Here is a 1,269-nt window from a genome sequence, read left to right as displayed (position 1 = left end):
TTATAAAATTTGATGGAAAATTTATTTGTAGAAATCGTTTAGGTTCTGATTTTTACGCGCGCAAGGCAACTGATTTATAACGTCCCGCCGGCTTTAAGAAGTTGGGGATTTTTGTTCCCGAACCATTCCGTTAGGACTGAAGTCAAATGTATAAAATTACCTTTAAATTTTGCCTAAAGCCCCAATTTTTTAAAACCGCTGTTAGCAGAAGTATTTTTTATTGAGTCAACAGTTTATAAAATTTGGATTCGATTAAGATTTGTTTTATTGCATTTTGTCTTTCTTGTTCGGAGAGTAACTCAAATAAATTCCAAGAGCTTAATTGAATTTTTCTGTTGAGAAAGTTTATATAATAAAATGTGTATTCATTTTTGTTTCTTATTTCTTTTTCAGTAGTTACATTGCTAAATGAAATCTCAAGCTGGACTTTCAAATCTTCCTTTTTGTATTTTTTTAATAGTGCGTTAAATGCAGTATCTATTAGATTTGAATTGTCTGCTAATCCATTTTCAAGTATATTTGGTAATAGGATATCATAAGCTTTCTCATATTCATTCATACCTAAATAACATTTTGAGTACATTTCTGCCATATAGATTTCGTCGGCAGCATATTCATTTCCGCAAAAATGTCTGTAAGGATGTTTTTTAGTTTCATCAAGATACTTTATAGCTTCCTTATAGTTTTTATTTTGTAATTCTAATTCTGCTAATTTTTTTGAAGCTCTATTTTTATAGTTAGCATAAGGTTCGGCCATAATTCCAGAGCCGATTCCACCTTTTTCTTTATCGTTTGCCTTACTATTTAGTACTTTTAAAAAAGTCATTTTGGCTTCATCGTAATCTTCTATTTCTAATTCTGCAAAAGCTTTATTATTTAACGCTCTAAAGATTAATTTGGATTTGGGAAATTTTTCAATTAATTCATCATAGTTTTCAATAACTTTATCAAGAATGTTTTCTTTTAAATCTATAGCAAAACTTTGTTTTATTTTTTCTTCGTTTGTAATGTCGATAGTGTCTTTTGGGTTTGCAATTCTTTCCAACTCATCATTAACTAATTCTTGAAGAGCAACAGCTTTTTCAAATAATATTAAATCCTCATTATTTGCTTTTTTTTGGCTAAAAGTTAATATTGAAAATAGTAGAGAGAGTGTTAAAAAAGTGTTCTTCATTTCTGTTTTTTTAATATTTCTGCTAACGTGTTGCAGCTTGGCAAAGTTGCGACAGTTAATGATTTACGTTCACAAATATACCGAAAAGTTAGAAA

The 1,269-nt window shown here is 28.9% G+C and carries 1 protein-coding gene; it reads right to left on the bottom strand.

Going from position 1 to position 1,269, the window contains the following annotated elements:
• Positions 1-217 precede the first annotated feature (217 nt).
• Positions 218-1,174, bottom strand: coding sequence for a tetratricopeptide repeat protein (locus G498_RS0110105; RefSeq protein WP_026981038.1), 957 nt, complete (start codon positions 1,172-1,174; stop codon positions 218-220).
• Positions 1,175-1,269: the final 95 nt, after the last annotated feature.

Source organism: Flavobacterium suncheonense GH29-5 = DSM 17707, from assembly GCF_000430025.1.
Lineage (GTDB): Bacteria > Bacteroidota > Bacteroidia > Flavobacteriales > Flavobacteriaceae > Flavobacterium > Flavobacterium suncheonense.
The sequence above is the reverse complement of the archived record's forward strand: the minus strand, read 5'-3'. Positions and strand labels throughout refer to the sequence as shown.

Coding starts and splice junctions, on each gene's coding strand:
- G498_RS0110105 (WP_026981038.1), bottom strand. CDS start 1,174: ATGAAGAACACTTTTTTAACACTCTCTCTACTATTTTCAATATTAACT.